Raw genomic sequence first — 24,485 nt, 5'->3', positions numbered from 1 at the left:
TCCCCTCCTCGGACCTCAGACGGACATGTCGCGCCGGAGCTGGCCGGCGTAGGTGCGGAAGTCGACCTCGAGGCGGTAGCGCTCCGAACCGACGAAGGTCGCCCGCACCCAGCGGCGGTGCGCCGCGATCTCCTGCGCCATCGCGTCCCGGCCGGGCAGCACGACGTCCCCGGTCAGCACCCGGGCCAGCCACCGGCCCTGGACCTCGACCAGCGGGATCGTCGGGCCGACCGGCTGCACCAGGCCGGCGAAGTACAGGCCGGGGGCGTCGGGGTGCACGATGCGGCGGTACAGCCGCCCGCCGTGCTCGGCCCGCGCCACCAGGTCGGCGGGGAGGAAGGGGAACGACGGGTCGTACCCGGTCGCGTAGAGGACGACGTCGGCGGTCGTGCTCGTGCCGTCGGTGAAGCGCACCCGGTCCCCGTCCAGCGAGGCGATGTCGGGCCGCACCCGGATCCAGTCGTAGGCGACGTACTGCAGCAGCTCCTGGCCGATCGTGGCGTGCTCGCGGTGGACGGCGTGCGCGGGCCTCGGCACGCCGAACCGCTCCTGCGGCCCGACGGCCAGGCGTGCCAGCGACGCCACCAGGTTCCGGGCGACCGGGGTGGGCAGCCGCAGGCGGCGCGTGAGGAAGGCCGACCAGCGGTCGGTCGGCACGCCGAGGAGGTACTTGGGGAGGATCCACGCGCTGCGGCGCGTCGAGAGGTGCACCTGACCGGCGACCCGCGCGAGGTCGACGGCGATGTCGCAGCCGGAGTTGCCCATCCCGACCACGACCACGCTCCTGCCGCTGAACGGCTCCGGCGTCCGGTAGTCGTGGGAGTGCAGCTCCTGGCCGCTGAACGTGCCCGGGAACCGCGGGCGCCGCGGCACGCTCAGGTGCCCGTTGGCGACGACGACGGCGTCGTACCCGCGGGTGCCGTACCGGTCCGTCGTCACCGACCACCGGCTGCCCGCGGGCTCCACCGAGGTGACCTCGGTGGAGGTCTGCAGCGCGTCGGCGACACCGAACTCGGCCGCGTAGCGCTCCAGGTACTCCAGCACCTGGCGCGCGCGGAGGTACGCCGGCCACTCGCGGGGCACGGGGAAGTCCGGGTAGGCGAGGCTGCGCGAGCTGGTGTCGATCTGCAGCGAGCGGTAGGCCGAGGAGGTGTCGCTGTCGTTGTCGTAGCGCCAGAGGCCGCCGAGCGCCGAGCCCTTCTCGAACCAGTCGAAGGCCACACCCCGCTGCCGGAGGCTCTTGGCGACGGTCACGCCGGAGGCGCCCGCGCCCACGATGCACACCTTCACTGCAGATCCTCATCGCTCGGTGGCCCGAGGATTCCTACCGGCCGGTCGGAAGGCTAGGTCGGCGCCATTCGGGCTGTCAACTCGCTGGTAATCTGCGCGGCCGTGACCAGCGACGGAGCCGTGAGACCGCGGCGGGCCCAGATCCTCGAGGTTGCGACCGAACTCTTCGACCGGCTCGGGTACCACGAGACCACGATGCAGGCGATCGCCGACGGGACGGGGATCCGCAAGGCGTCGCTCTACCACTACTTCCGCAGCAAGGACGAACTCCTGGTCGAGCTGCACGGGACGCTGATGGCCGTCGTCATCGGCCGCCACCTGGACCGGCAGGGCGCGGGTGGGCGCGGACCGCGGGAGGAGCTGCGGGCCATGATGCGGGACGTCATCGGGTTGATGGACTCGCACCCGGGCTACCTGCGGATCTTCTTCGAGAGCTACCGGGAGCTGCCCCTCGAGGCCCGCATGTCGGTGGCGGTCCAGCGCTCCCGCTACCGGCAGATGGTCGTGGACGTCATCGCCGCCGGCAAGGAGGCCGGTGAGTTCGGGGACGTGGACCCCGGGCTGGCCGGCCTCGCCGTGCTGTCGCTGGTGAACTGGACCTACCAGTGGTTCGACCGCGGCGGCCCGCTCTCCACCGACGAGGTGGCCGACCGCTTCTGGTCGATGCTCCTGGAGGGCATCGGCGCGTGACCCACCGCCGCGGGCGCCGGTCGCACCGCCGCGGGCGCCGGTCGCACCGCCGCGGGCGGCCGCGGGGTCGGCCCGCCGGGCCTACCGGCAGGGGGCGGGCCTCTGCGGCGGGAAGGTCACGACGTCGCGGCCGAGCGGCAGCTGGTGGCGGTGGACGCCCGGCTCGACGGAATCGATCGGGACGGGCGCCCCTTCCGCGACCAGCTGCGCGACGCGGTCGTCCAGGACGGGGAACCGGCCGGTGAGGGTGAACTGGTCGAAGACGTAGGGCAGCCCGTCGGCGTCGAGCGTCGGACCGGTCGCCACGTGGAAGTGCAGGTGCGGGCCGCTCGAGCTCCCCGAGTTGCCCAGCCGGCCGATCTGCTGGCCGCGGCAGACCCGGTCCCCCGGCTCGACCGTCACGCTGCCCGGGGCGAGGTGGGCGTACAGCGCGTAGCGGCCGTCCCCCAGGTCGAGCACGACGTGGTTGCCGTCGGCCTCCTCCAGGCCCACCGGCGCCGGCGCGTCCGGGACCTGGTCGGCATACCCGTCGACGGCCACGACGACCGTCGCGTCGGCGACCGACAGGACCGGCGCGCCGTGGAAGACCCAGCTCTCGTTCCGGTCGACCGGCCCGGTCGCCATCCGCCCGTCGGCGTCCACCCCGTTCCAGTCGACGGCGAAGCGCTGGGCCAGGGTCAGGTGCCCGTTGATCGGCTGCAGGGCCCGGCGGTGGGGGCCGTCGCAGCAGCTGCCCACGGCGACCCAGCCCGGGCCGACCAGCGGGGGCCCGAGGCCGACCGGCGCCCGGCGGTCGACCTCGACCGCCGCACCGGTGTAGGTGATCGTGCCGGGCACCGGCAGCTCGGGTGGGACGGACACGGTGACCGTGTGCTGCAGCCGCTCGGGGACCGCGGACGGACCACCGGGCACGGGGAGGTCGAGCCAGACGACGCCGGCAGCCGACGGCGGGACCGTCGTGGCGGGCTCACCCCCCGAGGTCATGAGCGACGTGGCCGCGGACAGGTCGGCTCCGGTCAGGCTCGCCAGGGGCGGCCCACCGGGCGGTCCGACCTCGACCGCGGTCACCGTGACCGGCGCCGGGAAGGCGTTGAGCAGCTGCAGCTCGTGGACGATCCGGACCGTGCCGTCGCTGCCCTCGAACCACCTCGGTGTGGACAGCACCGTCGGCACGAGCGGGGTGTAGGACACGCCGGCCGGACCGGCAGCGGCCGGTGCGGTCCCGACCACCTCCGGGGCTCGGGGACCCGACGCGCAGGCCCCCAGCAGCACCGCGGCCAGCACGATCCCGGTCACCGGGGAGGTGCGGCGCCGTGAGGTGACCGAGGGTGTCCACATGGCCGCTCCTCGACAGACCGGGACGCGAACGCTACACCGCGACGCCGGGCCCGCCCCCGCCCACCCCCGGCCGGGCCGTCCGGCCGGCTCGGGGCGGGGGCGGCCGGGTCAGCGGAAGACGACCGTGCTGTGCCCGTTGAGCAGCACCCGCCGCTCGCTGTGCCACCGGACGGCGCGCGACAGCGCCAGCGCCTCGGCGTCCTGGCCGACCGTGGCGAGCGCGCGCGGGTCGTGGGTGTGGTCGATGCGGATGACCTCCTGCTCGATGATCGGCCCCTCGTCCAGGTCGGGGGTGACGTAGTGCGCGGTCGCGCCGACCAGCTTCACGCCCCGGTCGAAGGCCTGGTGGTAGGGCTTGGCGCCCTTGAAGCCCGGCAGGAACGAGTGGTGGATGTTGATCGCCCGGCCGTGCAGGGCGGCGCACGTCTCGTCGGAGAGCACCTGCATGTACCGCGCGAGGACGACGAGGTCGGCCCGGTGCTCGTCGACCAGCTCGAGCAGCCGCGCCTCGGCCGCCCGCTTTGTCGCCGGGGTCACCGGGACGTGGACGAACGGCAGCCCGGCCGCTTCCGCCATCGGGCGCAGGTCCTCGTGGTTGGACACCACGGCGACGAGGTCGGCGCCGAGGCTGCCGGCCCGCCAGCGGAAGACCAGGTCGTTGAGGCAGTGCCCGAGCTTCGACACCATGACGAGCACGCGCTGCGGCCGGTCGCCGCTGACCTGGTAGCTCATGCCGAACTCGTCGGCCACGGCGCGGAAACCCGCCGACAGGCGCTCGCAGTCGGTGTCCTCGGCGCAGACGAAGGCGGTGCGCAGGAAGAGCTGGCCGCGGACGGCGTCGTCGAACTGCTGGTGCTCGACGATGTCGCAGCCGTGCCCGAACAGGAACGAGCTGACCGCGTGCACGATGCCCGGGCGCTCCTGGCAGCTGAGCGTGAGGGTGAACGGGTGGGACACGGGTGCCTCCTCAGCACTCGACGATGTTGAGCGCCAGCCCGCCCCGGGCGGTCTCCTTGTACTTGTCCTTCATGTCCGCACCGGTCTCGCGCATCGTCTTGATCGCCTTGTCGAGCGGGACGTGGTGCCGGCCGTCGCCGCGGACGGCCATGCGCGCCGCGGTGATCGCCTTCACCGAGCCGACGGCGTTGCGCTCGATGCAGGGGATCTGCACCAGCCCGCCGACCGGGTCGCAGGTGAGCCCGAGGTTGTGCTCGATGCCGATCTCGGCGGCGTTCTCCACCTGCTCCGGCGTGCCGCCGAGGACCTCGGCCAGGCCGGCGGCGGCCATGGAGCAGGCCGAGCCGACCTCGCCCTGGCAGCCGACCTCCGCCCCGGAGATCGAGGCGTTCTCCTTGAACAGCAGGCCGACCGCGGCGGCGGTGAGCAGGAACCGCACCACCCCGTCCGCGGAGCACGAGCCCACGAAGTCGCGGTAGTAGTGCAGGACGGCCGGCACGATCCCGGCCGCGCCGTTCGTCGGGGCGGTGACCACCCGCCCGCCGGCCGCGTTCTCCTCGTTGACCGCGAGGGCGTAGAGGGTGACCCACTCCATCGCGCGCAGCGGGTCGGCCTCGTCCGGGTGGGCCTCCAGCTGGGCCCGCAACGCGGCCGCGCGCCGACGGACCTTGAGCCCTCCGGGCAGGACGCCGGTGGTGCGGGTGCCGCGCTCCACGCACTCCTGCATCACAGACCAGATGTGCAGCAGGCCGGCGCGGACTGCGTCCTCGCTGCGCCAGGCCAGCTCGTTGGCCAGCATCACGTCGCTGATCCGCAGCCCGGTCTCCCGGGTGCGCGCGAGCAGCTCCTCGCCGGTGCGGAAGGGATACCGCACGGGCGTGGGGTCCTCGACGATGGCGGGGTTCCCGGCGTCGTCCTCGTCGAGGACGAAGCCACCACCCACCGAGTAGTACTCGCGCCGGTCGACCTCGTCGCCCGCCGCGTCCAGGGCCCGGAAGAGCATGCCGTTGCTGTGGAACGCCAGCCGCCTGCGCCGGTGCAGCACGACGTCGTCGTCCACCGAGAAGGCGATGACGTGCTCGCCGACCAGGGCCAGTTCGCCCTCCCGGCGGACGGCGTCTACCCGTGGCCCGGCCGCCACCGGGTCGACGAGGTCCGGCTGCTCCCCCTCGAGGCCGAGGACGACCGCCGGCACGCTGCCGTGCCCGTGCCCGGTCGCCCCCAGCGACCCGAACAGCTCGCAGCGCACTCCGGCGACCCGGTCCAACCGGCCCTCGTCGCGGAGCCGGGACGCGAAGGCGCAGGCCGCCCGCATCGGGCCGACGGTGTGCGAGCTCGACGGGCCGATCCCGACCTTGAACAGGTCGAAGGCGCTGATGGTCACCCGTGCCTCCCTCTCCCCGCCGCACCCACTGCGAAGCTAGGTACACAGCTGGTATATCAGATGTAGTGTGACGGTATGTCGATCCCTCTGACGAGGCAAGGTCCGGTGGCCGCCAACCTCTACGATCTGGTCGTGAGCGCTGCGCCCCTGGACCTCGACCCGTCCGCTGCCGCGTCCCTGGCGGACAAGGCCTACGTGGCGATCCGGGATCGGCTCATCATGCTCGACATCCGGCCGGGCGATCCGATCGACGACGACGACCTGGCCCAGGACCTCGGGGTGGGCCGGACCCCGGTCCGCGAGGCGCTGAAGCGCCTGGAGGGCGACCGGCTCGTGGTGTCCTACCCGCGGCGGGGGACCTTCGCGACCGGGATGGACATCTCCGACCTGGCGCACATCTCCGACATCCGCGCCCAGCTCGAGCCGCTGGCCGCCCGCCGTGCCGCCGAGCGGGCCGTCCGCACGGCGCGCGCCGAGCTCGAGGACCTCGCCTCGCGCATCCAGCACCTGGACGTCGGCCGGATCGACCGGACCGAGCTGATGCGCTGGGACCTCGCGGTGCACCGGTCCATCTACCGGGCCGCGGGCAACCCCCACCTCGAGGACGTCCTGATCCGCTACGACAACCTGGCGACCCGGATCTTCTGCCTGTTCCTCGACCGGCTGCCCACGGTCGACGAGCACGTCCGGGAGCACGTGGACCTGCTCCGCGCGATCGCCGCCGGCGATGCCGATCGGGCCGACGACCTCGCCCGCGAGCACGTCCTGGGCTTCGAGCGGGCGATCCGCGAGGTGATCTAGGGGAACCGGCGTCCGGCTCATCGCTCGTCGGCCCCTCTGCCGGCGCCGGTGGGGGGCGGAGGGGGCCTTCCTCACACCGGGCCGACGGCGTCGAGCACCGTCAGGACGTCCCTCGTGGCCGCGACGTCGTGCACCCGCAGCACCGCGGCACCCCGCTGGGCGGCGGCCACCAGGGCGCCCGGCGACCGCAGCGCCCGGACGTCGTTGACCATGCTCGCCCCGGCCGCGACGGCGGCCCGCATGACCTCGGGCCGCGAGGTGTCCACGGACAACGGCACGGGGACCCGCGGCGCGAGGGCCTCGACCACCGGGACGACGCGCGCCAGTTCCTCGGCCGTGGTCGGCGGGCGCGAGCCGGGCCGGGTCGACTCCCCGCCGACGTCGATGATGTCGGCACCCTCGGCGGCCAGGGTGAGCCCGTGCTCCACGGCCCGGTCGGAGCGGCAGTAGCGCCCGCCGTCGGAGAAGGAGTCGGGGGTCACGTTGAGGATGCCGCAGACCAGGGGCCGACCTGCGCGGAGGACCCGGCCGAGGGGGTGCGTCGCGGTCCGCGTGCCCACGGGCGGGCGGGCGGCCAACGCCGTGCCGGTCATCTGACTGCTCCGATCTGTGCGGGGCGGGTCGCGACCGGCCCCGTCCAAGGGCTCGCCGCGAGCCTGCGAGCGGTGCGGAGGACGGGTCCTCGTTCAGCCGCGGAGCCGGGTCATGCCCGGGTCGACGAGCGGCTCGGCGGCGACGGTGGCGCGGACCCGGGTGCCGAAGTACTCGATCTCGACACCCGTGCCCACGGTCGCCGAGGCCGGCAGCCAGGCGTAGGCGATGGGCCGGCCGACGGTGTGCCCGAAGGCCGCGCTGGTCACGTAGCCGGCCGGTCGGCCGTCCACGAACACCGGCTCGTGGCCGAGGACGACGCTCCGGCCGTCGTCGATCGTCAGGCAGGACAGCCGGCGGCTCACCGTGTCGTCCCCCCGTCCGGCGACGGCCTGCCGCCCCACGAAGTCGGCCTCCTTCTGCCTGCGGACGGCGAAGCCGAGGCCGGCCTCGTAGGGGTCGTGCTCGGTGGTCATGTCATGGCCCCAGGCGCGGTAGCCCTTCTCCAGCCGCAGGCTGTTGAAGGCGGCCCGGCCCGCCGCGACCACCCCGAGGTCCTGGCCGGCACGCCACAGCACGTCCCACAGCCGCCGGCCGTTGTCGGCGCTCGTGTAGAGCTCCCAGCCGAGCTCGCCGACGTAGGACAGCCGCATCGCCGTGACCGGCACGCCGCCGATCCGGGCCCGCTTGGCGCGGAAGTACCGCAAGCCCTCGTTGGTGAAGTCGTCGGCGCTGACCCGCTGCACCAGGTCGCGGGCGCGCGGACCCCACAGCCCGATGCAGCAGGTGGCGCCGGTGACGTCCCGGACCTGCACGCTGCCGTCGTCCGGCGCCTCGCGCAGCAGGAGGTCGTGGTCGAGGGGCCCGTTGGCGCCGACCTGGAACAGCTGCTCCCCCAGCCGGGCCACGGTGAGGTCGCTGCGGATGCCGCCGGCCTCGTCGAGGGCGAGCGTGTAGGTCACCGACCCGACGGACTTGTCCATCTCCCCGGTCGTCAGCCGCTGCAGGAGTGCGAGGGCGCCGGGTCCGCTGACCTCGAGCCGCTTGAGCGGCGTCATGTCGTACATGGCCACGGCGGTGCGGGTCTTCCACGCCTCTGCCGCCGCGATCGGGGACCAGAACCGCCCCGCCCACGCGTCGCGCCCCGGCGGCACCCACTCCGCGGGCAGCTCGTCGACCAGCGCGGCGTTGGCCTCGTACCAGTGCGGCCGCTCCCAGCCGGCGGCCTCGAGGAAGACCGCGCCGAGTTCCTGCTGCCGGGCGTGGAAGGGGCTGACCCGCAGGTCGCGCGGCGACAGCCGCGGCTCCAGCGGGTGGAGCACGTCGTAGACCTCCACGAAGTTCTGCTGGGAGGTCTCGCTGACGTACTCCGGCGCGAGCTGGACGTCCTCGAAGCGGTGCACGTCGCAGCCGTGCAGGTCGACGTCCGAGCGGCCGTCGACGAGCAGCTGGGCCACCGACCGGGCCACCCCCGCCGAGTGGGTCACCCAGACCGCCTCGGCGATCCAGAAGCCGGCCACGTCCCGCGACTCCCCGATCAGCGGCCCGCCGTCCGGGGTGAACGAGAAGATGCCGTTGAAGCCGTTGTCGATCTTGGAGGAGCGCAGCGACGGCAGCAGCAGCCGGCTCTGCTCCCACGCCGGGGCGAAGTCCTCCTCGGTGAAGGGCAGCATCGAGGGCATCGACGACTCGTGGACGCCGTCCCCCTGGGGCAGCTCGCGCAGGTCGACCGGCATCGGCCGGTGGGCGTAGGAGCCGATGCCGAGGCGGTCGGCGCGTTCCCGGTAGTAGAGGTCCTGGTCCTGGTGGCGCAGGATCGGCAGGCTCGCCTCGCTCAGCTCGTCGTTGCGGCCGACCAGGTCGGGCACCTGGCCGGTCCAGACGAACTGGTGGGCCAGCGGCAGGAGGGGGACGTCCATCCCCACCATCGCGCCGAGCTCCTGCCCCCAGAAGCCGGCGCAGGAGACCACGACGTCGGCGGGGATGACGCCGTCCGGGGTCCGGACGCCGGTCACCCGGCCGCCGGTCTGCTCGATGCCGGTCACCCGGGTCGAGCCCTGGAAGACCGCACCCCGCGCCTCCGCGCGGCGGGCCAGCGCGACGACCGCGCGCGACGCCTTGGCCAGGCCGTCGCTGGGGATGTGCAGACCGCCGAGGATGCGGTCGCGGTCGACCAGCGGGTGCAGCCGCACGCACTCGTCCACGTCGACCACCTGGGCCTCGACGCCCCAGGAGGTGGCCCAGCCCTGCTTGCGGTGCAGGTCGGCGAGCCGCTCCGGCGTGGTGGCGACCTCGAGGCCGCCGACCTGGTTGAAGCACCAGGCGCCGTCGACGTCGAGGTCCAGGAACTTCTCGACCGTGTAGCGGGCGAAGGCCGTCATCGTCTTGGAGGGGTTGGTCTGGAAGACCAGCCCCGGCGCGTGCGAGCTGGAGCCCCCGGTCAGCGGGAGGGGGCCCTGGTCGACCACGGTGACGCGGTCCCAGCCGCGGGCGGTCAGCTCGTCGGCCAGGTTGGCGCCGACGATCCCCGCTCCGATGATGACCACTCGAGGGGTGGTGGACATTGCTCTGCTCCTGACGTGCCGGTGGGTGTGGGTCGGCCCCTCTGCAGGGTCCCGCCGCGAGCCTGCGAGGGGCGGGGGGCAGAGGGGTCCTTCATCAGCGGTCGGGGGTGGGGGTGAACTCGAGGGCCGCGTCGAGCAGCCAGTCGGCGAGGTAGCCGGCGAAGGACGACCGGACGAGGACGAGGACGTCGTCACCGGCGTCGGAGAGGGCCAGCAGCACGACTCCGGCCTGGCCGAGCAGCGTCTGCGCACTGCTGCCCCGGCCGAACACCCGCGGGTGCAGGTCGATCGAGCAGCCCTTGACCAGCACGTCCCGCACCCGCGCACCGGTCAGCCGCAGGCCGATCCGCTGGGCGGAGACGTCCGTCGCGGACCCGCCCAGGCCGGCGACGGCGGCGCGCACCCGGGCCTCCAGCTCCTCGGGCGCCTCGGTGGTGCTGGTGAGCAGCCACTCGTCCGGGCCGAGCCAGACGGCCCGCCCGGCGCCGGCCGGCACCCAGGTGCCGGGCGTCGTCGGCAGGTCGACGCCCAGCGCCGCCGACGCCTCGGCGCCGACCGGAGCCAGCCGGACGTCGACCATCGCCACGTACGGCTCGACCGTGATGCGGACGGTGTCGGGCAGGCGCTCGAACCGGGTGGTCCAGCCCTCGAGCGGGTGGGTGCGCAGCAGCTCAGCCATCGCGACGGGCTCCTTCGGGGTCGACCAGCACCGAGCCGGTGACCTCGGCCGGGACGAGGGTGCCGTCGACGGGGACGTGGACGGTCTCGCCGATGCGCTCCCGGCCGCCCCTGACCAGTGCGAGGGCGAACGGGCGGGCGAGCTCGGCGCTGCGGTAGCTGGAGGTGACGTGGCCCAGCATCGGGACCGGCGGCGGCGGTAGCTCGCCGTCGGCGAGGAACTCGACGACCTGCGAGCCCTCCGGCAGCACGGTCTCCCGGTCCACGGGCAGCAGCCCCACCAGCTGCTTGCGCAGCGGGTCGGCGTTGGCCGGGCGCGCGAAGGAGCGCTTGCCGATGAAGTCGGGCTTCTTCTTCGACACCGCCCAGGCCATGCCCAGGTCGTGCGGGGTGACGGTGCCGTCGGTGTCCTGCCCGATGATCGGGTAGCCCTTCTCCGCGCGCAGGACGTGCATGGTCTCCGTGCCGTACGGCGTGATGCCGTGCGGGCGCCCGGCCTCGAGCAGCCGCTGCCACACCGCGACGGCGTACCAGGGGTTGACGTAGACCTCGTAGGCCAGCTCGCCGGAGAAGCTGATCCGGGCCAGCCGGACCGGCACCCCCTCGAGGGAGGTGTCCCGCCAGGTCATGAACGGGAAGGCCTCGGCCGAGACGTCCACGCCGGGGAAGACCGCGCCGACGACGTCGCGGGAGCGGGGGCCGACGACGGGAAGGGTGACCCACTGCTCGGTGACGGAGGTGCAGTGCACCCGCAGGTCCGGCCACTCCGTCTGGACCCACTCCTCCATCCAGTCGAGCACCTTCGCCGCGCCGCCGGTGGTGGTGAGGACGAGGAAGCGGTCCTCGGCCAGGCGCAGCACGGTGCCGTCGTCGATGACCATGCCGTCGACGCCGCACATGACCCCGTAGCGGACCGAGCCGACCTTCAGGCTGCTCATCATGTTCGTGTAGAGCCGGTCGAGGAGGACGGCGGCGTCCGGGCCCTGGACGTCGATCTTGCCGAGGGTGGAGCCGTCGAGGATCCCGACGCCGGTCCGGGCCGCGGCGCACTCCCGCAGGACCGCGGCCGCCATGTCCTCGCCGGGCCGCGGGTAGTAGCGGGGCCGCTTCCACTGGCCGACGTCCTCGAAGACCGCGCCGGCCGCCACGTGCCACTCGTGCAGGGCCGTGACCCGCTCCGGGTCGAACAGCCGGCCGCGGTCGCGGCCGGCCAGGGCGGCGAAGGCGACCGGGGTGTAGGGCGGCCGGAACGTGGTGGTCCCGGTGTCCTGCACCGGGATCCCGAGCAGCTCGGCGGTGATCCCCGAGGTGAGGACGCCGGAGGTCTTGCCCTGGTCGTGCGCCGTCCCGATGGTCGTGTAGCGCTTGACGTGCTCGATGGAGCGCAGGCCGGCGCCGATCGCGCGGGCGATGTCGGCGACCGTGGCGTCGCGCTGCAGGTCGACGAACGACGTGCTGCCGTCGGCGCCGGAGGTGTCCGGCACCCGCCACAGCACCAGCGGCGCGGTCGGGACGGCGGACTCCGGGGCGGCGGGCAGCCGGTCGTCGGCCGCCGGCGTGATCCCCAGCGCGGTCAGCGCCGCGCGCGCTCCGCGCCGCCCGTCGGCCAGGCACCCGGCCAGGTCGAGCACGCCGGCCGCCGAGCCGGCGACGGTCAGGCCGTCGAGCCGCTCCCCCGGGAGGAAGGCGCCCAGGACCTCGTCGTAGCGGAGCCGGCCGCGGGCCTGGCTGTACAGGTGCACCGCGGGGTTCCAGCCCCCGCTGACCAGGAGCAGGTCGCAGGCGATCGCGCTGCCGGCACCGACCGCGCCGTCCGCGAACGGCGCGACGAGGGCGTGCGTGACCCGCTCGACGCCCTGCGTGCCGGTCACGACGGCGCCGGGCAGGAGTCGGATGCCGGCGGCTTCGCACTCCTCCCGGCGCCGCGGTGAGCCCTCCGGCCGGGCGTCGACCACCGCCTGCACGTGCACACCCGCGCGGGACAGGTCGAGGGCGGTGTCGTAGGCGCTGTCGTTCGTGGTGAACACGACGGCCGCGCGGCCGGGCAGCACGCCGTAGCGGTGCAGGAACGTCCGGGCGGCGCCGGCGAGCATGGTCCCCGGGCGGTCGTTGTCGGCGAACACGACCGGGCGCTCGTGCGCCCCGGTCGCGACGACGACCGAGCGCGCCCGGATGCGCCACACCCGCTGGCGCGAGACGTGCCGGGGCGCGGCGGCGCCCAGGTGGTCGGTGCGCCGCTCCAGCGCGAGGACGAAACCGTCGTCGTAGCTGCCGAACGCGGTGGTGCGCTGCAGGTGCAGCACCTCCGGGGAGCCGGCCAGCTCGGCGACCGCCGCGGCGACCCACTCCAGCGCCGGGGCGTCGTCGAGCCGCTCGGTGCCCGACAGCAGGGAGCCGCCGGCCTCGGACTGCTCGTCCACCAGGGCGACGCGGGCACCGGCCCGGGCGGCGGTGAGCGCGGCGGCCAGCCCGGCAGGGCCGGCTCCCACGACCAGCACGTCGACGTGGTGGTGCACCGCGTCGTAGCGGGCGGAGTCGGGGACGTCGGCGAGGCGGCCCTGCCCCGGCAGGCCGTGGGCGACCAGCCCGTCGAAGAGCTCGACGGTGGTGGCCAGCAGCATGGGCTCGGGGAAGGGCTCCTCCACCTGGACCAGGCCGCCCGGGTCCTCGGCCCAGGCCGCGGCGATGCCCCGAGAACGGCCGAGCGTGATGCTGGTGGCGACCTGGTGCCGGCCGTGGGCGAGCAGCGCCGAGGCCAGGGTGTCGCCGGGGTGACCGGTGAGGGTCTGCCCGTCGAAGATGAACTCGACGGCGGTGGCGCGGTCGATGCGGCCGCCCGAGGCGGTGCGGAAGGGGGGGCTCACGGGGCTGTGCTCCTTCGCGACCTCGCGAGCTCGGTCACGGGCGGCTTCGGGTCGTCGAGGCGGTACACGCTCTCGAAGCGGTAGGTGGTGGTGTCGCGGATCGCGTTGAACCAGCGGCGGCAGCCGGTGGTGTGGTTCCAGCGCTCGGCGAAGCGGCCCTTGGTGTTGTCGCGGAAGAAGACGTAGAGCGCCCACTCCTCGTCCGAGAGCTCGGCGGGGCTGTCCGGGTAGGGGACGTGGGCCTGGCCGCCGTAGTGGAACTCGACCTCCTCGCGGGGGCCGCACCACGGGCATGCGATGAGTTGCACGGGGACTCCTGGATCAGTGGGCTGCGGCGTCAGTGGGCAACGGCGGCGGCGCCGTGCTCGTCGACGAGTGCACCGGTGACGAACCGGTCGAGGCTGAACGGCGCCACGAGCGGGTGGGGCTCGTCGTGCGCGATGGTGTGCGCCAGGGCCGAGCCGATGCCGGGCGTGGCCTTGAAGCCGCCGGTGCCCCAGCCGCAGTTGAGGTAGACGTTCTCGTAGGGCGTGCGCCCGACGATCGGCGAGGCGTCGGGGCTGACGTCGACGATGCCGCCCCAGGTCCGCAGCAGGTGCGCCCGCGCGAACACCGGGAAGAGCTCGACCGCGGCAGCCATCTGGCGCTCGATGACGTGGAAGGCGCCCCGCTGGCCGTAGCCGTTGTACGAGTCGACGCCGGCGCCCATGACCAGTTCGCCCTTGTGCGCCTGCGAGACGTAGACGTGGACGGCGTTGGACATGACCACCGTGGGGTGCACCGGCTCGAGCAGCTCGGAGACCAGCGCCTGCAGCGGGTGGCTCTGGATCGGCACGCGGATGCCGAGCATGTCGGTGAGCACGGAGGTGTGGCCGGCCGCGCAGAGGACCACGGTGCCCGCGCCGATCGCGCCGCGGGTGGTCCGCACCCCGGTGACCCGGTCGCCGTCGGTGGTGAAACCGGTGACCTCGCAGTCCTGGACGAGGTCGATCCCGGCCTCGTCCGCGCGGCGGGCGAAGCCCCAGGCCACGAAGTCGTGCTTGGCGATGCCGGCGCGCGGCTGGTAGGTGGCCCCGAGCACCGGGTAGCGGATGTCGGTCGAGGTGTTGACGACCGGGCAGACCTTGCGGACCTCGTCCGGCTCCAGCCACTCCGCGTCGACGCCGTTGAGCTTGTTGGCCTCGACCCGGCGCACGCTGTCCCGGACGTCCTGCAGCGTGTGGGCCAGGTTGAGCACGCCGCGCTGGCTGAACAGGATCGGGTAGCCGAGGTCGTCCTCGAGCCCCTCCCACAGCTTGAGGGCGTGCTCGTAGATGCCCGAGCTCTCGTCCCACAGGTAGTTGGACCGGATGATCGTGGTGTTGCGGGCCATGTTGCCGCCGGCCAGCCAGCCCTTCTCCAGCACCGCGACGTCCGTGATGCCGTGGTTCTTGGCGAGGTAGTGCGCGGTGGCCAGGCCGTGCCCACCGCCGCCGACGATCACCACGTCGTAGGTGCGCTTCGGCTCCGTGTCGCGCCAGAGGAGGTCGGGGTGTTCCGGCAGGTCCGCGCCGGGGGTGGGGGGGGTGCCGGTGGCGTGGGAGGAACCGAGGCTCATCGGGGGACCTCCGTCAGGTCGGGGTAGAGCGGGTGGCGGTCGGCGAGCCGGGTGACCTGGCCGCGCAGGTCGGCGAGCCGGCCCCCGCCCACCGAGGGCCGCAGCGCGGCGGCGATGACGTCGGCGACCTCGGCGAAGTCCTCGAGGTCGAACCCGCGCGCAGCCAGGGCCGGGGTGCCGATGCGGACCCCGGAGCTGACCATGGGCGGGCGGGGGTCGAAGGGCACCGCGTTGCGGTTGACGGTGATGCCGATCGCGTGCAGCCGGTCCTCGGCCTGCCGGCCGTCCAGCTCCGACTCGCGCAGGTCCACCAGGACGAGGTGGACGTCGGTGCCGCCGCTGACCACGTCGATGCCCGCCGCTCGGGAGTCGGCGGCCAGCAACCGGTCGGCCAATATCCGGGCGCCGGCGAGGGTCCGCTCCTGGCGCTCGCGGAAGTCCGGCTCGCCGGCCAGCCGGAAGGCCACCGCCTTGGCGGCGATAACGTGCTCCAGGGGCCCGCCCTGCTGGCCGGGGAAGACCGACGAGTCGAACTTCTTGGCCAGGTCGGCCGTGGCCAGGATGAACCCGCCGCGCGGGCCGCCCAGGGTCTTGTGGGTGGTCGAGGTGACCACGTGCGCGTGCGGCACCGGGGAGGGGTGCAGCCCAGCGGCGACCAGGCCGGCGAAGTGCGCCATGTCGACCATCAGGTAGGCCCCGACCTCGTCGGCGATCCGGCGGAACCCGGCGAAGTCCAGGTGGCGGGGGTAGGCCGACCAGCCGGCGACGATGAGCCTGGGCCGGCGTTCCTGCGCCAGCTCCTCCACCTCGGCCATGTCGACCCGGTGGTCCTCGCGGCCCACGTGGTAGGCGGCGACGTCGTAGAGCTTCCCGGAGAAGTTGAGCCTCATCCCGTGGGTCAGGTGACCGCCGTGGGCCAGGTCGAGACCCAGGATGGTGTCGCCGGGGTCCAGCAGGGCGGACATCGCCGCGGCGTTGGCCTGCGCTCCCGAGTGCGGCTGCACGTTGGCGTACTCCGCGCCGAACAACGCCACCAGCCGGTCGATGGCCAGCTGCTCGATCACGTCGACGTGCTCGCAGCCGCCGTAGTACCGCCGGCCGGGGTAGCCCTCGGCGTACTTGTTGGTCAGCACCGAGCCCTGGGCCTGCATGACGGCCACCGGGGCGAAGTTCTCGCTGGCGATCATCTCCAGGGTGGTCTGCTGACGGGTCAGCTCGGCGGCGATCGCACCGGCGACCTCCGGGTCGGTGTCCGCCAGCGACCGGTCGAGCACCTGGCTCGGAGCGGTCGGGGCCTGGAGCGCTGCGTCGACCTGGATCACCATGCCGGGATCCCTCCTGCCAGGAGATGTAGTCAAGGACTGGTATATCAGTCGTCTAACACCGTAGGGTGACGGCCGGACGCGGTCAAGGGGTGCTGGGCACGACCTCTCGGCTAGGCCAGGGCACGGCCTGCGGGGACGCCGCCGCGTCGGGTCCGCACATCCGCGAGAGAGGAGACCCACGACCATGGCCTACGAGGTGAAGGGCGTCGTCGCCCGCAGCAAGGGAGCCCCGGTCACCGTCGAGACGATCGTCGTGCCCGACCCGGGCCCGGGGGAGGCCGTCGTCGACATCGCCGCATGCGGGGTCTGCCACACCGACCTGCACTACCGCGAGGGCGGGATCACCGACGAGTTCCCCTTCCTGCTCGGCCACGAGGCCGCCGGCACGGTCGCCGCGGTCGGGGAGGGCGTCACCGACGTCGCCGTGGGCGACTACGTGGTGCTCAACTGGCGGGCGGTGTGCGGGCAGTGCCGCGCCTGCCGCAAGGGGCAGCCGCAGTACTGCTTCGACACCCACAACGCCGCGCAGCAGATGACCCTGGCCGACGGCACCGCGCTGAGCCCGGCGCTGGGCATCGGCGCGTTCGCCGAGAAGACGCTGGTGCACGCCGGGCAGTGCACCAGGGTCGACCCCGCCGCCCCGGCTCCCGCCGCCGGGCTGCTCGGCTGCGGGGTGATGGCCGGCGTCGGCGCGGCGATCCACACCGGCGGCGTGCAGCGCGGGGAGACCGTCGCCGTGTTCGGCTGCGGCGGCGTCGGGGACGCCGCCATCGCCGGCGCGAAGCTGGCCGGGGCGAGCACGATCGTCGCCGTCGACATCGACGACCGGAAGCTGGCGTGGGCGAAGCAGTTCGGTGCCACCCACACCGTCAACTCGAAGCAGACCGACCCGGTCGCGGCGATCAAGGGCCTCACCGGCGGCTTCGGCGTGGACGTGGCCATCGACGCGGTCGGCCACCCCGCGGTGTTCGAGCAGGCCTTCTCCGCCCGCGACCTGGCCGGCCGGGTGGTGCTGGTCGGCGTGCCCACCCCGGACATGACCATCACCCTGCCGCTGATCGAGGTCTTCGGCCGCGGCGGGGCGGTCACGTCCTCCTGGTACGGCGACTGCCTGCCCTCCCGGGACTTCCCGATGCTGGTCGACCTCTACCTGCAGGGCCGCTTCCCGCTGGCGGACTTCGTCACCGAGACCATCGGCCTCGGCGACGTCGAGGCCGCCTTCACCAGGATGCACTCCGGCGACGTGCTGCGCTCCGTGGTGGTGCTCGACGAGTGAGCGGCCTCGTGAGCCCACCGGCGGGAACGGCGGCGCGGAGGCGAGCCGTGCCCACCGAGGTCCGGGACGGGACCCGTGCACCGACACGGGCGGGGCTGCCAACCCCCGCCGACGGGCCGCCGACGGGGCACGGTGCCCGCACCGCGCTGGAGCGGGCGCTGCGAGCGGCCAGCTACGAGGTCCTGCCGCTGCGGGGCGCCGAGGAGTCGGTCGTCGAGCACGTCCCTCGAGCCGTGCCCCTCACCGTGACGGTGACCGAGGCCAAGGGTCTGGTCCCGACCCTCGAACTGGCCGAGCGGCTGACCGGTCACGGGTTCACCGCGACGCCCCACCTCGCCGCCCGGCTGGTCCGGGACGCGGCCCACCTGGCCGAGGTCGTCGCCCGCCTGCGCGCCGCCGGGGTGTCCGGGGTCTTCGTCGTCGGGGGCGACGCCGCCGAGCCCGCCGGGACGTTCCCCGACGCGCTGAGCCTGCTCGAGGCGCTGGACACCACCGGCTCCCGCTTCGAGACCGTGGGGATCGGCGGCTATCCCGAGGGGCACGGGCACATCGACCCGGAGCTCATCGACCGCGCCCTCGAGCAGAAGGCCCCGCACGCGACGCACGTGACCACGCAGCTGTGCTTCTCGGCCGCGACGACGGTGGCCTGGGCACGAGAGGTCAGCCGGCGGGGGGTCGACCTGCCGATCCGGGTGGGGCTCCCCGGCGCGGTGACGCGGCAGAGGCTCGTGCGGATCTCGGCCCGGCTCGGGCTCGGCCGGTCGGCCCGGTTCCTGGCGAAGCAGCAGGGCGTGCTTGGGCGCTTCTTCCTGCCCCACGGCTACCGGCCGGACCGCCTCGTGGACGGCCTCGCACCCACCCTCGGTCGGCCCGAGCACCGCGTGCAGGGCTTCCACTTCTTCACCTTCAACGAGGTGGCGCGCACGGAGGCGTGGCGGCAGGAGTGGCTGGCCCGGCTGTCCGACGCGGGCACGGGGTGACGGGGGTGGGCGACCGGCGGGAGGACGGCACGGGCAGGCCCGTGGGGTCCTCCCTCAGCCGGACAGGCGCTGGGTCAGCCAGTGGTGGAACTCGCCGATGTGGTGCTCGGACGGGACAAGGACACCGCCGTTGGCGTAGGCCCGGGACGACATGGCCGGCTGGGTCCGCTCGCAGGCCGCGAAGTCCTGCTCGTTGACCCGGTGGAACAGCTCCACCGACCGGGACACGTCCTTCCCGGACTCCACCACCTCGCGGGTGTACAACCAGTCGCACTCCACGATCGTCCGGTCGACCGACACCGGGAACATGCGGTGGAAGATCACGTGGTCGGGCACCAGGTTGACGAAGACCGTCGGCCGGACGGTGATCGCGTAGTAGCGGCGGTCGTGGTCCTCGTCGACGCCGGGGAGCTTGCCGAAGCCCTCGCTGCCGTCGACGGTGAAGCCCTGGACGTCCGCACCGAACTCCGCGCCGTGCCCGACGTAGAACTGCGCGGCGTAGCCGTCGGCGAACTCCGGGAGCACCTCGGTGAGCTCGGGGTGGATCGTCGCGCAGTGGTAGCACTCCATGAAGTTCTCGATGATGAGCTTCCAGTTGGCCTGCACGTCGTAGGTGATGCGGCGGCCGACCGTGAGCGAGTCCAGCTCGTAGTCGTCGATGGCCTCCCGGCTCCCGAGGCGGTCGGCGATGGCGCCCACGACGTCGTCCTCGAAGGACGGGGGCTGCTCGGCCAGGGAGACCCAGGCGTACCCGAGCCACTCCCGCAGGTGCACCGGCACCAGGCCGTACCGCACGCGGTCGATGTCGGGCATCTTGGTCAGGTTCGGAGCCGCGACCAGCTTGCCCGAGAGGTCGTAGGTCCAGGCGTGGTACGGGCACTGGAAGGCCCGCTTGACCTCGCCGGAGTCGTCCGTGCAGATCTGCGCGCCCCGGTGCCGGCAGATGTTCAGGAAGGCCCGCAGCCGACCGTCACGGCCGCGGACGACCAGCACGCTCTCCCGGCCGACCTGGACCTTCCGGAACGTCCCGGGCGTCGGCAGGTCGGCCGACCGCACCGCGCAGAACCACATGGCCTCGAAGACCCGGGTCTGCTCGAGGGCGAAGATGGCCGGGTCCGTGTAGTACTGGCCCGGCAGCGTGGAGATGAGGCTCGCGGGCAGGTCGGTGGTGGTCATACGGCACCTCGGGGTTCCGTCGGGCGATCGGGGTACGCCGGAAGTCGGGCAGCACGGGTCTGCGACACGCCTCGGCCGTCGCCTGCCGACGGGCTCAAGACGACCGATGTGTTGCACATTACTCAGCGGATCGCGCACAGCGCAACAAGCATCGGACGGACGACCCGACCCGACATTCCTCGGGAACTCCGAGCCGGACGCCCTCCCGCCGCACCGGCCTGCTGACGTGATGACGTGCGCACGAGGCACGCCCCCCACGCCGGCCGCGCCGCGCGGTGTGGACACAGCGCGGACGCGGGGAGATGCGCGGTGTGGACACAGCGCGGACGCGGGGAGATGGCCAGGTCGGGCGGAGTGCCGGCCGTCCCGGGAGCGGCCTCCCGCCCGGTCAGCGAGCCCGGCCGAAGTGGCCCAGCCTCCTGCCCAGCTCGTCGGCGCCCGACACCACACGCCGGGCGAGCATCGGGAAGTCCTCGGCGTCGATGCGGAAGGACGGCCCCGAGACGCTGAGGGCCGCGACCACGTCGCCGTCCGCGCCCCGGACGGGCGCCGCGACGGCGTTGAGCCCGACCTCGTACTCCTCGACGGTGGCACCCCACCCCTGCTCGACGATCCGGTCGAGGTGCTGGTGCAGCACCTCGGGATCGGTGATCGTGGCCGGGGTGAAGCTCTGCAGCTCCCGGGAGAGCACCTCCTTGCGGACGGCGTCGGGAGCGTACGCCAGGAGCACCTTGCCGCTCGATGTCGCGTGCACAGGGGTGCCCTGGCCCACCCAGTTGTGGGTGCTGAGCGCTCCCGGCCCGCGGACCTGGCTGACGTTCACCGCACGGTCGCCGTCCAGGATGGCGATGTTGACCGTCTCCTCGAGGTCGGCAGCCAGCGCGTCGCAGATCGGCCGCCCCTCCCGGGCGATGTCCAGCTGCGCGGCGGCCGCGCCGGCCAGGCGCACGACGCCGAAGCCCAGCCGGTACTTGCCCCGATCGGCCAGCTGCTCGACGAAGCCCCGGCTCTCCAGCGCCGCCACCAACCGGAAGGCCGTGGACTTGTGCACCCCGAGCTCGGCGGCCACATCGGTGACGCCGGCCTCACCGTGGGCCGCGAGGATCTCGAGGACGCTCAGCGCCCGATCGACCGACTGGACGACGGCGACCGAGCCCCGCTCCCCGTTCTCACCCTGCGGACCACCCATGACCTCAGCGTAGGTGGCGAACCGCGGGACGCCGCCGGCGTTCCCCTTGACGATGGGGTGAAGCCCAGCCATGCTGTTGCGCACAAGGCAAACAGTTGCGGTATCCGCAACAGTCGATGAGCCTGGAGCACCCATGATCCCGGTCTGCCCCACGACCGCGTTGCCGCCCGGCGAGGCCACCCGCATCGAGGCCGATGAGCCCATCGCGGTCTTCAACGTCGACGGCGAGTTCTACGCGATCGACGACACGTGCACCCACCAGGACGCCTCGCTGGCCGACGGCTGGCTGGACGGCTGCTCTGTGGAGTGCCCGCTGCACGCCTCGTGTTTCGACCTGCGGACCGGGAAGGTCTCCGGCCCGCCGGCCAAGACACCGGTCCGCACCCACCGGGTCGTCGTCCAGGACGGCATGGTCTACGTGCAGCCGGGGACGACCGGGGACGGCGTCGCGTGAGCTCCACGATCGCCGTGGTCGGGGCCTCCCTGGCCGGCCTCTCCGCGGCGCGCGCGCTCCGGGAACAGTCCTACGACGGCCGGATCGTCGTGGTCGGCGACGAGGTGCACGCCCCCTACGACCGCCCGCCCCTGTCCAAGGAGTTCCTGGCCGGCACGGCGTCCCTGGAGGACATCGCCCTGGGCGCGCCCGACGACGAGGACCTCGGGCTCGAGTGGCGGCTGCACACCACCGCCGTCGGGCTGGACCACCCCAGCCGCTCGGTGCTGCTGCACGACGGCAGCACGATCCGGGCCGACGGCGTCGTCCTGGCCACGGGGGCCCGGGCCCGGCGCCTCCCCGGCAGCGAGGGGCTCGACGGCGTGCACGTGCTGCGGTCGCTGGACGACGCGATCGCGCTGCGGGAGGACCTGGCCGCCGCCGGGCGTCTCGTCGTGATCGGGGCCGGCTTCATCGGGGCGGAGGTGGCCGCCACGGCCCGCACGCTCGGGCTGGAGGTCACCGTCGTCGAGACGCAGCCCGTCCCGCTCGCCGGCCCGCTGGGCGCCGACATGGGTGTGGTCTGCGCCGGGTTGCACGCCGACCACGGCACCCGCCTGCTGCTCGGCACCGGGGTCGCCGGGCTGGTCGGCACCGGCAGGGTCGAGGCCGTCGAGCTGACCGACGGCACACGCCTGCCGGCCGACGTGGTGGTCGTGGGCATCGGCGCCGTCCCGAACATCGGCTGGCTGGCCCGCTCCGGCGTGGCCCTCGGCAACGGCGTCCTCACCGACGCACGCTGTGCGACCAACATCCCGGGCGTGGTCGCGGTGGGCGACTGCGCCGCCACGTGGTCGGCCGCCGCGGAGCGGCACGTCCGCATCGAGCACTGGACCAACGCGCTCGAGCAGCCGGCCACCGCGGTCGCCACCCTCCTGGGCGCCGGGGGGCCGGCGCCGACGCCCGTGCCGTACTTCTGGTCCGACCAGTACGGCGCCCGCATCCAGTTCGCGGGGTCGCGCCGCGAGGGCGACGTCGCCCGCGTGGTGGAGGGCAGCTGCGCCGACCGCAGCTTCCTGGTGGTCTACGAGCGCGACGGGCGACCCGTCGCCGTCCTGGGCATGAACCAGCCCCGGCTGTTCACCCGCTGGCGCCGCCAGTTGCGCGCAGCCGTGCCGGCTGGGTCCTGACCCCCCGGCCGGGCGAGCCGGCGCTCCTCCGTCCGCGGGCCCGCCGCGCCGGGAGCCCGCCGACGGCCGGTCTGCCGGTCCCGGCCCCCGGCGCGGCCGGCAGACCGGGCACCCGGGCCTCGACGGCCCGCCCCCGGACGCAGCAGGAGCCTCCCGGCACCGGCGCGGCTGGGTGCCGCTCCGGTGCGGGGGGCTCCTGTCCTGCCCGTCCGGGCGCCTCACCTGTCAGGCGCGCGGGTTCCGGGGGCGGCCGAGGGCCTCCTCCCTGGGCTGGCCCTGCGGTGGAACGGCCGCGATCCCCTCCGGCGCCACGAAGTTCCCGTTGGGGCTGACCGACGGCCGGCCACCCACCTCCGCGGACGGCCGTTCCGGCGCGGCCGCAGCGGCCGGCGCCGCGCCCGGGGTCTTCTCCACGACGAGGACGAAGTCGTCGCCGTGACGGGTGATGCCGTCGACGACGGCCTGCTCGATGGCCAGGGTGGCGTAGCTCCCGCGCAGCACGATGGGATCGTGGCGGAGGTCCTTGACCAGGCTCACGGCCATCGCCGCCATCACCAGCGCGAAGGGCAGCGCCGCGATGATCGTCAGGTTCTGCAGCCCCGTCAGGGCGGCGCCGTCCTCGCCGAGGAGCAGCATGATCGCGGCGACGGAGCCCATCACCACACCCCAGAAGACGACGACCGAGCGGCTCGGCTCCAGGGTGCCGCGCTGCGAGAGCGAGCCCATGACGATCGAGGCCGCGTCCGCACCGGACACGAAGAAGATCGCCACGAGGACCATGACGAGCACGGTCGCGGCGGTGGACAGGGGGTACTGCTCGAGGACGGCGAACAGCTGCCCCTCCGTGGTGCCCTGGCCGGCGACGTCGACGCCGCCGCGCTGGGCGGCGATCCCGGCGCCGCCGAAGACGGCGAACCACAGCAGGCTGACCAGGCTCGGCACCAGGAGCACGCCCGTGACGAACTGCCGGATGGTGCGGCCGCGGCTGATCCGGGCGATGAACAGCCCGACGAACGGCGTCCAGCTGATCCACCAGGCCCAGTAGAAGACCGTCCAGCCGCGCAGCCAGGTGGCCATCGGGTCACCGCCGGTGGCCTCCGTGCGTGCCGCCATGTCGCCGAGGTCGGAGAAGTAGCTGCCGACCGCGTCCGGGATCAGGTTGAGGATGAAGATGGTCGGGCCGAGGACGAAGACGAACACCGCGAGCAGCAGCGCCAGGACCATGTTGGTGTTGGCCAGCCACTGGATCCCCCGCTCGATGCCGGAGACGGCCGAGACGACGAAGGCCGCGGTCAGGATCGCGATGATCGCGACCAGGACGCCGTTGCCGACGTCACCGGCCCACCCGAGGATCTCGACGCCGCTGCCGATCTGCAGGGCACCCAGACCCAGGGAGGCCGCCGACCCGAACAGCGTCGCGAAGATGGCCAGGACGTCGATGACCCGGCCGGCGGGCCCCTCCGCCCGACGCCGGCCGAGCAACGGGATGAAGGCGGAGCTGATCAGCTGCCGGCGTCCCCGGCGGAAGGTGCCGTAGGCGATCGCCAGCCCGACGACGGCGTACAGCGCCCACGGGTGCAGCGTCCAGTGGAACAGCGTGGTCGCCATCGCCGTCTCGATCGCCTGCGACGTCTCGGGCTCGGCCGTGAGCGGCGGTGGGGCGACGTAGTGCGACAGCGGCTCGGCGACCCCGAAGAACATCAGCCCGATGCCCATGCCGGCGCTGAACATCATCGCGCACCACGAGATGGTGCGGAACTCCGGCCGCTCGCCGTCCCGGCCCAGCGGGATCCGCCCGTACTTGCCGGCCGCCAGCCAGATCACGAACACCACGAACGCCGACGCCAGCAGCACGAACAGCCAGCCCAGGTTGCCGGTGATCCAGCCGAGGAGCGAACCGCTCACGGTGCCGAGGCCCGTGGGGGTGGCGAAGCCCCAGACGACGAAGCCCAGCGCCATGACCGCGGCGATGGCGAACAGGACGCGGTCGACGGCAGCGTGCCGGTCGGCGACGCAGGGTGGCGGCTCCGCGATGGCCGGGTGGGTCCCGGTCACGGTCACGTCCGTGGCGTGCACCCCGGTGCGCCGCTCCCCTGCCCCGGCGGCGCCATCCACCGGCGCCGGCTCGGCTTCGGGTCCACCCGGTCGGCGGTGGGCCGGGC

At 73.8% G+C, this 24,485-nt stretch carries 20 protein-coding genes; 6 read left to right on the top strand and 14 right to left on the bottom strand.

Annotated elements, in window-relative coordinates:
* Positions 1 to 15 precede the first annotated feature (15 nt).
* Positions 16 to 1,290 carry a flavin-containing monooxygenase gene (locus D0Z06_RS07390; RefSeq protein ID WP_117376741.1) on the bottom strand — a complete coding sequence of 425 codons (1,275 nt, stop codon included), beginning with the start codon at positions 1,288 to 1,290 and terminating at the stop codon, positions 16 to 18.
* A gap of 102 nt (positions 1,291 to 1,392) precedes the next feature.
* On the opposite strand from D0Z06_RS07390, the gene D0Z06_RS07385 reads away from it, so the two are divergent.
* A complete protein-coding gene (locus D0Z06_RS07385; protein WP_158579905.1) occupies positions 1,393 to 1,980 on the top strand; it encodes a TetR/AcrR family transcriptional regulator in 588 nt (195 codons plus the stop codon).
* 81 nt (positions 1,981 to 2,061) lie between these two features.
* Here D0Z06_RS07385 and D0Z06_RS07380 read toward each other — a convergent pair whose 3' ends face one another.
* From D0Z06_RS07380 to D0Z06_RS07370, 3 genes are all read right to left on the bottom strand, one after another.
* Complete coding sequence (locus tag D0Z06_RS07380) at positions 2,062 to 3,318, bottom strand: M23 family metallopeptidase (RefSeq protein ID WP_117376739.1); 1,257 nt, start codon at positions 3,316 to 3,318, stop codon at positions 2,062 to 2,064.
* Positions 3,319 to 3,426: 108 nt separating this feature from the next.
* On the bottom strand, positions 3,427 to 4,275 hold the full coding sequence (purU, locus tag D0Z06_RS07375) for a formyltetrahydrofolate deformylase (protein ID WP_117376738.1): 849 nt from the start codon (positions 4,273 to 4,275) through the stop codon (positions 3,427 to 3,429).
* A 10-nt stretch (positions 4,276 to 4,285) separates the two neighbouring features.
* Complete coding sequence (locus tag D0Z06_RS07370) at positions 4,286 to 5,659, bottom strand: L-serine ammonia-lyase (RefSeq protein ID WP_117376737.1); 1,374 nt, start codon at positions 5,657 to 5,659, stop codon at positions 4,286 to 4,288.
* A 132-nt stretch (positions 5,660 to 5,791) separates the two neighbouring features.
* On the opposite strand from D0Z06_RS07370, the gene D0Z06_RS07365 reads away from it, so the two are divergent.
* Entirely contained in the window at positions 5,792 to 6,460 is a 669-nt protein-coding gene (locus D0Z06_RS07365; RefSeq protein WP_199522187.1) for a GntR family transcriptional regulator, read from the top strand.
* A 71-nt stretch (positions 6,461 to 6,531) separates the two neighbouring features.
* Here the strand turns inward: D0Z06_RS07365 and D0Z06_RS07360 are convergent, their stop codons facing one another.
* The 7 genes from D0Z06_RS07360 to D0Z06_RS07330 all read right to left on the bottom strand — a co-directional run bounded on the left by D0Z06_RS07360 (position 6,532) and on the right by D0Z06_RS07330 (position 16,079).
* Entirely contained in the window at positions 6,532 to 7,053 is a 522-nt protein-coding gene (locus D0Z06_RS07360; protein ID WP_117376735.1) for a dihydropteroate synthase, read from the bottom strand.
* A gap of 93 nt (positions 7,054 to 7,146) precedes the next feature.
* The gene (locus tag D0Z06_RS07355) at positions 7,147 to 9,615 is read right to left on the bottom strand and encodes a GcvT family protein (RefSeq protein ID WP_117376734.1); all 2,469 of its coding nucleotides are present in this window, start codon (positions 9,613 to 9,615) and stop codon (positions 7,147 to 7,149) included.
* 94 nt (positions 9,616 to 9,709) lie between these two features.
* On the bottom strand, positions 9,710 to 10,294 hold the full coding sequence (locus D0Z06_RS07350) for a sarcosine oxidase subunit gamma (RefSeq protein ID WP_117376733.1): 585 nt from the start codon (positions 10,292 to 10,294) through the stop codon (positions 9,710 to 9,712).
* A complete protein-coding gene (locus D0Z06_RS07345) occupies positions 10,287 to 13,157 on the bottom strand; it encodes a 2Fe-2S iron-sulfur cluster-binding protein (protein ID WP_117376732.1) in 2,871 nt (956 codons plus the stop codon). Before D0Z06_RS07345 ends, D0Z06_RS07350 begins: the two co-directional genes overlap by 8 nt.
* Complete coding sequence (locus tag D0Z06_RS07340) at positions 13,154 to 13,465, bottom strand: sarcosine oxidase subunit delta (RefSeq protein WP_117376731.1); 312 nt, start codon at positions 13,463 to 13,465, stop codon at positions 13,154 to 13,156. Before D0Z06_RS07340 ends, D0Z06_RS07345 begins: the two co-directional genes overlap by 4 nt.
* 29 nt (positions 13,466 to 13,494) lie before the next feature.
* On the bottom strand, positions 13,495 to 14,754 hold the full coding sequence (locus D0Z06_RS07335; protein ID WP_117376730.1) for a sarcosine oxidase subunit beta family protein: 1,260 nt from the start codon (positions 14,752 to 14,754) through the stop codon (positions 13,495 to 13,497).
* Positions 14,751 to 16,079 (bottom strand): serine hydroxymethyltransferase, encoded by a 1,329-nt coding sequence (locus tag D0Z06_RS07330; RefSeq protein WP_117376729.1) that lies wholly within the window; start codon positions 16,077 to 16,079, stop codon positions 14,751 to 14,753. Before D0Z06_RS07330 ends, D0Z06_RS07335 begins: the two co-directional genes overlap by 4 nt.
* A gap of 184 nt (positions 16,080 to 16,263) precedes the next feature.
* On the opposite strand from D0Z06_RS07330, the gene D0Z06_RS07325 reads away from it, so the two are divergent.
* Positions 16,264 to 17,355: an S-(hydroxymethyl)mycothiol dehydrogenase gene (locus D0Z06_RS07325; protein ID WP_117376728.1), complete on the top strand. Its 1,092-nt coding sequence runs from the start codon at positions 16,264 to 16,266 to the stop codon at positions 17,353 to 17,355.
* Positions 17,356 to 17,402: 47 nt separating this feature from the next.
* A complete protein-coding gene (locus tag D0Z06_RS07320; RefSeq protein ID WP_117376727.1) occupies positions 17,403 to 18,335 on the top strand; it encodes a methylenetetrahydrofolate reductase in 933 nt (310 codons plus the stop codon).
* A gap of 54 nt (positions 18,336 to 18,389) precedes the next feature.
* Here D0Z06_RS07320 and D0Z06_RS07315 read toward each other — a convergent pair whose 3' ends face one another.
* Together D0Z06_RS07315 and D0Z06_RS07310 are read right to left on the bottom strand one after the other, a co-directional pair.
* Entirely contained in the window at positions 18,390 to 19,511 is a 1,122-nt protein-coding gene (locus D0Z06_RS07315; protein WP_117376726.1) for an aromatic ring-hydroxylating oxygenase subunit alpha, read from the bottom strand.
* Positions 19,512 to 19,899: 388 nt separating this feature from the next.
* A complete protein-coding gene (locus tag D0Z06_RS07310; protein WP_117376926.1) occupies positions 19,900 to 20,700 on the bottom strand; it encodes an IclR family transcriptional regulator in 801 nt (266 codons plus the stop codon).
* Between the two features lie 133 nt (positions 20,701 to 20,833).
* On the opposite strand from D0Z06_RS07310, the gene D0Z06_RS07305 reads away from it, so the two are divergent.
* Together D0Z06_RS07305 and D0Z06_RS07300 are read left to right on the top strand one after the other, a co-directional pair.
* A complete protein-coding gene (locus tag D0Z06_RS07305; RefSeq protein ID WP_117376725.1) occupies positions 20,834 to 21,154 on the top strand; it encodes a bifunctional 3-phenylpropionate/cinnamic acid dioxygenase ferredoxin subunit in 321 nt (106 codons plus the stop codon).
* Positions 21,151 to 22,323 carry an NAD(P)/FAD-dependent oxidoreductase gene (locus tag D0Z06_RS07300; RefSeq protein ID WP_117376724.1) on the top strand — a complete coding sequence of 391 codons (1,173 nt, stop codon included), beginning with the start codon at positions 21,151 to 21,153 and terminating at the stop codon, positions 22,321 to 22,323. Before D0Z06_RS07305 ends, D0Z06_RS07300 begins: the two co-directional genes overlap by 4 nt.
* A gap of 225 nt (positions 22,324 to 22,548) precedes the next feature.
* On the opposite strand, the gene D0Z06_RS07295 is transcribed toward D0Z06_RS07300, so the two are convergent.
* The gene (locus D0Z06_RS07295; protein ID WP_117376925.1) at positions 22,549 to 24,378 is read right to left on the bottom strand and encodes a BCCT family transporter; all 1,830 of its coding nucleotides are present in this window, start codon (positions 24,376 to 24,378) and stop codon (positions 22,549 to 22,551) included.
* Positions 24,379 to 24,485: the final 107 nt, after the last annotated feature.

Origin of the sequence: Geodermatophilus marinus, assembly GCF_003428645.1 — a bacterium.
In the GTDB taxonomy this organism is placed as follows: domain Bacteria; phylum Actinomycetota; class Actinomycetes; order Mycobacteriales; family Geodermatophilaceae; genus Geodermatophilus.
The sequence above is the reverse complement of the archived record's forward strand: the minus strand, read 5'-3'. Positions and strand labels throughout refer to the sequence as shown.